The sequence below is a fragment of the Pseudescherichia vulneris genome, assembly GCF_902164725.1.
Lineage (GTDB): Bacteria > Pseudomonadota > Gammaproteobacteria > Enterobacterales > Enterobacteriaceae > Pseudescherichia > Pseudescherichia vulneris.
In genome coordinates this window covers 4042346-4049509 of sequence record NZ_LR607338.1, presented here as the reverse complement: position 1 = coordinate 4049509, position 7164 = coordinate 4042346, and the positions used below count along the sequence as shown (strand labels likewise).

Annotated in this window: 5 protein-coding genes; 4 read left to right on the top strand and 1 reads right to left on the bottom strand. The window is 56.0% G+C overall.

Annotated elements, in window-relative coordinates:
• Positions 1–33 precede the first annotated feature (33 nt).
• The gene (locus FN633_RS16745) at positions 34–1389 is read right to left on the bottom strand and encodes an aminotransferase-like domain-containing protein (protein WP_154058503.1); all 1356 of its coding nucleotides are present in this window, start codon (positions 1387–1389) and stop codon (positions 34–36) included.
• A 92-nt stretch (positions 1390–1481) separates the two neighbouring features.
• Here FN633_RS16745 and FN633_RS16740 point away from each other — a divergent pair, with 92 nt between their 5' ends.
• The 4 genes from FN633_RS16740 (at position 1482) to FN633_RS16725 (ending at position 7107) form a co-directional block, all read left to right on the top strand.
• Positions 1482–2360: a DMT family transporter gene (locus FN633_RS16740; protein ID WP_154058502.1), complete on the top strand. Its 879-nt coding sequence runs from the start codon at positions 1482–1484 to the stop codon at positions 2358–2360.
• A 29-nt stretch (positions 2361–2389) separates the two neighbouring features.
• Positions 2390–2911, top strand: a complete 522-nt coding sequence (locus FN633_RS16735) for a GNAT family N-acetyltransferase (protein WP_154058501.1) — start codon at positions 2390–2392, stop codon at positions 2909–2911.
• 168 nt (positions 2912–3079) lie between these two features.
• Positions 3080–5473, top strand: coding sequence for a membrane-bound PQQ-dependent dehydrogenase, glucose/quinate/shikimate family (locus FN633_RS16730; protein WP_154058500.1), 2394 nt, complete (start codon positions 3080–3082; stop codon positions 5471–5473).
• A gap of 680 nt (positions 5474–6153) precedes the next feature.
• A complete protein-coding gene (locus FN633_RS16725) occupies positions 6154–7107 on the top strand; it encodes an aldo/keto reductase (protein ID WP_154058499.1) in 954 nt (317 codons plus the stop codon).
• Positions 7108–7164: the final 57 nt, after the last annotated feature.

Here is a 7164-nt window from a genome sequence, read left to right as displayed (position 1 = left end):
TTACTTGGTTTTCTTGACTGGAAAATAAGACAATCAAACACCATCACCTCCCCGCAACCCATACTGTTCAAACTCAATGACTTCCCGCACCTTTACCAGCGCGCTGCGCAGGTTATCCATAGACACCGAGCCTAGTGCAATGCGAATGGCCTGCGGCACGCTTGCTGAAACCGAGAATGGCTCGGCGGTGGATACCGAAATATTATTATCCATTAACGCTTTTACCACCCGGTCGGCTCTGGCCTCTTCCGCCAGCGGTAGCCAGAGAAAATAGGAATCAGGATGCGTAATACAGGGGAGTGGGCCCAGACTCTCTCTTGCTACGGACTGGCGCAGCCTGGCATCGCGGCGCTTAAGCGTCTCAAACCGTGAAACGGTACCGTCCTCAATCCAGTTGCAAACCAGCGTTGTCATCAGCGAAGGCGTATTCCACGCCGTGGCCCTTATTGCCCGCTCAAGCGCAGGTCGATAGTGAGCAGGGCAGATGGCCGCACCTACGCGCAGTCCGGTGGCGACGTTTTTGGAAAAGCCGGTGACATAGACCGTTCTTTCTGGAGCAAAGACAGCGAGGGGCGGGGGTGGGCGTCGGATCAAATACGCGTAGGCAGCATCTTCAATAATCAACAAATCATGCTGCCGGGCAATGTCGGCAATCGCTTTTCGTTGCTGGCGATCCAGTACCCAGCCAAGAGGATTATGCAGCGTCGGCATGGTGTAAATAGCCCGCACCTGCCGCCGGATACAGAGCTGGCGCAGCGCCTGCAGATCCGGTCCCTCGGCAGTACAGGGAATGGCAACCAGTTCAAGATGACAGAGCGCCGCTAAGGCTTTAAAACCGGAATAGGTTAGCGCATCCACGGCGACGACATCACCGGGTTTGAGCAGGGCCATCGCGGTGATGGTCAGCCCGTGCTGGGCACCGTTAACGATAAGCAGATTCTCTGCTTCAGGGCGAAAACCGCGTTGGGTCAGGTGACGGGCGATAATTTCCCGCTCCGCCAGCCGTCCCGCATGGGGTTGATAGCGAAGGTGGGATTCGATATCCCCGCCCGCCGCCATCTGTCTGAGCGCGTCGCGCAGTCGCTCCCCTTGACCCGGCAGGGAGGGGTAGTTGAAGTTCAGATCCACTGTATCCGTCGCCACGGCGAGCTGATCCACGCCGTGTCCGGGCGGCAGCGCGATATCCCGGACAAAGGTGCCTCGTCCGGTTTCACCGCTGACCAGCCCCATTGCTTCCAGCTCGTGATATACCCGTGTCGCCGTCACCAGCGAGATATGCTCGGTTAACGCAAGCTGTCTATGCGTCGGCAGGCGGCTTCCGGCTGTGCATTTGCCGGAGCGTATAGCCTCAGCAAAATTATCTACGATCGATTTATAGCGCGCCTTCATGACATGTATCTATGACAATTTTTTGATTGTACTGGATTAAGCACACTACCATCCCGCTATTCATGACTCAAGCTGATAGAGAGTGGTAAAAAATGGTTAATGCAGTTGCGCATAAAGCGGGATCGGGCTGGCTCAGCGGTTTGCTTGGGGTGATTATCTTCAGCGGCTCGCTGCCCGCTACCCGCGTTGCCGTACTCGATATGGATCCCTTTTTTCTGACGTTCCTGCGCGCGTCGATTGCCGGTCTCCTGGCTACCGCGCTGATCGCTACTTTTCGTGAAAAGCGCCCACACAGGTCGCAGCTTGTGCCGCTGGTTATCGTTGCGCTGGGCGTGGTAGTTGGCTTTCCGCTGCTGACGGCGCTGGCATTGCAGCACGTTACCTCCGCGCACTCCATTGTCTTTCTGGGCCTGCTGCCGCTGACTACGGCGATTTTCGGCGTGCTGCGCGGCGGCGAACGGCCGCGTCCTGCTTTCTGGATCTTCTCCGTGCTGGGCAGCCTGCTGGTGGTCGGCTTTGCCCTGTCGCAACATGCCTCTGCGTCGTTGACGGGAGATCTCCTGATGTTCGCGGCCATTATTGTCTGCGGACTGGGCTATGCCGAAGGGGCAAAGCTGACCCGGGAGCTGGGGGGCTGGCAGGTCATCAGCTGGGCGCTGATCGTTGCGCTGCCCTTTATGCTGGTCGCCTCGTTTACCACGCGGCCAGAATCGTTTAGCGCGTTCTCTATGTCCACCTGGATTGCGCTGGGCTACGTATCGCTTTTTAGCATGCTTATTGGGTTTATCTTCTGGTACAAGGGGCTGGCCCTTGGCGGTATCGCGACGGTAGGACAGCTACAACTGCTGCAGCCGTTCTTTGGGCTTGGCTTATCCGCCGCGCTGTTGCACGAAACCGTCGATCCGCTGATGCTCGCCAGCACGCTGGGTGTTATTCTGTGCGTGGCCGGATCGCGAAAGTTTTCCGGGTAATCAGGGTGTTAACATACTGAGGTTTCTCGATGAGAACGATAACGACTGCCAGACTTCTTTGCACGCAGATTACCGAGAGCGACTGGGACTTTTTCCACGCGCTACAGACAGATCCGCAGGTGATGTATTACGTTGCGGATATGCCGACGAAGAAGGAGATTCGCGCCGCGTTTACGTCGCGATTGCCGCTCTGGTCACCCCAAAGCCCGCACTGGCTGTGCCTCGTGGTTTCTGACAGGACCAGCGGAAAAAAGCTCGGCGTGACGGGTTATATCCATCGCGATAGCGACTGCGCCGAAGTCGGCTTTTTATTCGCGCCCGATGCCCAGGGGCAGGGCTACGGAACCGAATCTCTGCGAGCCGTCTGCGATTACGCCTTCCGCGAGGGCGGAATCAACCGCCTTATTGCCACCGTGACCGCAGGTAATCTCGCTTCCCGCAGCCTGCTGGAAAAGGTGGGCTTCACCCTGGAGCAGGAGCTGCACGAAAGCTACCGGCTACGGAATCAACTGTATAATGACTGGCTATTTGGCCTGACGCGCAACGCCTGAGGGGGCAGCGCCTCCCGCCTTTTACCCTTGCTCTAACCCTTTCCCCGCACAAAACGACAAATTTGCAACGATGCCAACTCTATATTTTTTTTGTGATCGTTGTAACATTGTTTCGAAATTGTTGTAAAACACCGTTTCAATTGTACATTTGTCTATGTCAGGGGAATCATGCTTAACAAAATAACAAGTATTGTCATCGCGCTCATTGGGCTCGCGATGCTCTATATGGGGGCGAAGCTGCTGCTGGTCGGCGGCTCGCCATTCTACGCCGTGATGGCCGTGGGGCTCATTGCCACCGCCGTAACGCTCTACCTGAACAAACGCATTGCGCTTAGCCTCTACGCGGTGCTGATGTGGATTGTTCTGGCCTGGATCATCTACGAGGTGGGCTTTGATAAGTGGCAGTGGATCCCGCGCGGCGATCTGATTGGCGTCATCGGCCTCTGGCTGGCGATGCCGTGGGTGGTTCGTCCGCTGTTCCGCGCCAATGGTGCAGGAGAGCGTCGCTTCCATCCTTTCCTCGGCGGTACCGTGGCGGTGATGATCGCCCTGGTGATCGGTCTCTGCTTCTACGATCCGTACCCGCAGGAGGGCACCATTACTACGGCACGTAACGCCTCCAGCGCTGACGTCGCAGAAAACAACTGGACCGCCTACGGTGGCACCACCAACGGCCTGCGTTTCTCTAAGCTCAATCAGATCAATAAAGATAATGCCAGCGATCTGGAAGTAGCCTGGACCTACCACACCGGCGACCTGCGCGACAGCAAAGATGCGACCGAATACACCTTCGAGGCGACGCCGCTGAAGGTCAACAACGCGCTCTACTTCTGTACGCCGCACAATGAAGTTCACGCTCTCGACCCGCAGACCGGGGCGCTTAAGTGGAAATACGTTCCTGAGAAGGATCGCTCCTACCTCCAGCAGCACCAGACCTGTCGTGGCGTAAGCTACTACGACGGCAGCGCAGCCGCGCAGAACAGCAGCTCAGCCCAGCCGGCAGCGACTAATGCTGCACCGGCGGCCTGTACTCGCCGCATCTTCAACGCCACTACCGATGCAAAACTGATCGCACTGGATGCCGATACCGGTAAACCGTGCGCCGATTTCGGTACTAACGGCGTTGTCGATCTGCATGACAACATGGGCACCGTTCGTCCACACGCGCTGATGCAGACCGCTGCTCCGCTGGTTGCCGGTAAGCTGGTGATCCTCGGCGGCTCCGTGATGGATAACGGCTATAACACCGGTAACCCGTCTGGTGTGATCCGTGCCTTTGACGCCGAGACCGGTCGTCTGGTCTGGAACTTCGATCCGGCAAATCCTGAGAATACCCAGCCGATTGCCGCCGGGCAGACCTTCCCGCAGGATACCCCTGTGGCCTGGGCTACTCTTAGCGCCGATCTGAAAAACGGCCTGGTCTACGTGCCGTTTGGCAACGCTTCGCCGGATGAAGTGGGTACCCAGCGCGATCCGCAGAGCAACACCGAGAAGTTCCGCGACACGCTGGTGGCGCTGGATCTCAACACCGGTGCGTTCAAATGGCGCTTCCAGTCCTCAACGCACGACCTGTGGGACCGCGATAACCCGTCCCAGCCGTCGCTGCTGGATATCGACTACCAGGGTAAAAAGCAGCCGGTTGTTATCCTGCCGACCAAAACCGGTAACCTGTTTGTGCTTAACCGTCTGACCGGGGAGCCTGTCTACCCGATCAACCAGCAGAAAGTATCGACCGAAGGCGGCATACCCGGGGAGAACTTCTCGCCGACCCAGCCGGTTTCCGCGCTGAACTTTATTCCCGATCCGCTGAGCGAAAAAGCGATGTGGGGGATCACGCCGTTCGATCAGATGGCCTGCCGTATCGATTTCAAATCGCTGCGCTACGACGGTAACCCGTGGACGCCAGCCACCGAAGGCGGCTCCATTGTCTTCCCGGGTAACATCGGCGTGTTTAACTGGGGGTCGGTGGCTATCGATCCGGAGCGTCAGATCCTGATCGCTTCGCCAGTGCGTCTGGCCTATAAATACAACCTGATCAAACGTACCCCGCAGACAGAAGAAGAGCGTCTGTTTACCAAGGAGAACTCGCCGTACTGGAACGAGAACTTCCAGGGGACTTACGCGATCCACATTCAGCAGCTCTCTTCCGATCTGGGCATTCCGTGTATTGCTCCACCGTGGGGCCGCATGGTGGGTGTCGATCTGACCACCGGTAAAACGGAGTGGATGCGTCGAGTAGGGACGACCAAAAACCTCAACACCACTTTCCTGCCAGGGCGTTTCCCAATCGGCTTCCCGATGGGGATGGTCGCTCACGGTGGTCCGTTGGTGACGGCGGGTGACGTGGTGTTCCACGGCGCAACGGCAGATAACTTCTTCCGCGCCTACGACATCAACACCGGTAAGCTGCTGTGGCAGACCGAGCTGCCAGCAGGCGGCCAGGCGACGCCAGCGACATACCTGGGTAGCGATAACAAGCAGTACGTAGTTATTGCTGCGGGCGGTCACGGCTCGCTGGGCACCAAAGGCGGCGACGCCGTGGTGGCCTACCGTCTGAAGTAATCTTTACCCTCTCTGCTACGGGTCAGCCGACCCGTAGCATGTTATATGCATTCATGGATCCCTGTGCCGGGAATCAAACCTAAAACTCTCTTACATAAAGCCTGAATTTTTGTTTGAAAGATAATTCCTCACCTTTCTTTGGGTAATCAGCGCATGTTAGCACTCTATATTATTTGATATGGCTTATTAGTATGCGTGATTAGCTATAAGCTATATTTCCTTATTAACCGCTTTAAAACATAGAATGTAATAACCATGATAAGCGTAAAGCTCCAGCGGCCAATTAGGAAACCATAAGTATAGCTATCTACGGGCGTATCAAAAGCTAACGAAAGCATCAACATAATATTCAAAACTGCTGATAAGACTCCAAGTAGCGCTGACAGAGTTATACCTGACCATAGTAAAAAAACTATTAATTTCTTCATTGTGTGGATACGTTTTTATCTGAGCAAGGTGATAAAGAAACCTTAAGCTTTTCTCACCTATAAGTAAAACAAAGCATTGTTGCTTAATGAAATTAATTTATAAGTTAAGTATATCTAACAAACATAGAGCCTCATTTTCACTTTTAATGCGGTTTTGCCTGATTCTGATAATCATACGCAAAAGATTGCTAATGCCTCGCCGTGTTTTGTCTACGATTGCCTATACCGTAACTCAAAAAAGGGGTATTGCGCATGGCTTTACGTTCATTAGGCACGACGGGATTACACATTCCGCCGCTGGTTTTTGGCGGTAACGTCTTTGGCTGGACCGTTGATGAGAAGCAGAGCTTCACTCTGCTGGATGCGCTGCTGGAGCGCGGCCTGACCGCTATCGACACCGCTGACGTCTACTCTGCCTGGGCACCGGGTAACAAAGGTGGCGAATCCGAAACCATTCTCGGCAAGTGGTTCGCTGCCCACCCTGGTGCACGTGAAAAGATCACCCTGTTTACCAAAGTGGGATCCGACCTTGGCGAGCCGGGGAAAAAAGGGCTCTCTGCCCGCTGGATCGAGCAGGCGGTTGATGACTCCCTGAAGCGCCTGCAAACGGACTATATCGATCTCTACTTCTCCCACTGGCCAGACGACAGCACGCCGTATGAGGAGACCCTCAGCGCGTATGAGAAGCTGCTGAAGGCGGGCAAGATCCGCGCCGTTGGCGCATCCAACCTCAACGCATCGCAGCTAGAAGCGTCACTTAAGGCGGCCGACGCCAACGGTCTGCCACGCTATCAGGTGCTACAGCCGGAGTATAACCTCTACGATCGCGACGGCTTTGAAGGCGAATTGCAGGAGCTGGTGGTGCGGGAGAATATTGGCGTGGTGACTTACTACAGCTTGGCCTCCGGCTTCCTCTCCGGGAAGTATCGCAGCGAGAAGGATCTGGGCCAAAGCCAGCGCGGCGAGGGCGTCGGTAAATACCTTAACCCGCGCGGCTACGCCATTCTGGAGGCGCTGGACAGCGTTGCAGAGAAGCACAACGTCAAGCCTGCCCAGGTGGCGCTTGCCTGGCTGATCAGCCGCCCCGGCGTGACCGCGCCTATCGCCAGCGCGACCAAAATTGAGCACATCGACGGCTTCGTTGAGGCCATCAATCTTCAGCTGACGCCGGACGATATTCTCGCCCTGGATAACGCTGGCGCATAACGCGTTCTCTCTGCCCGGTGTTTATCACCGGGCACTCTACAGCGGCAGCCACCGCCA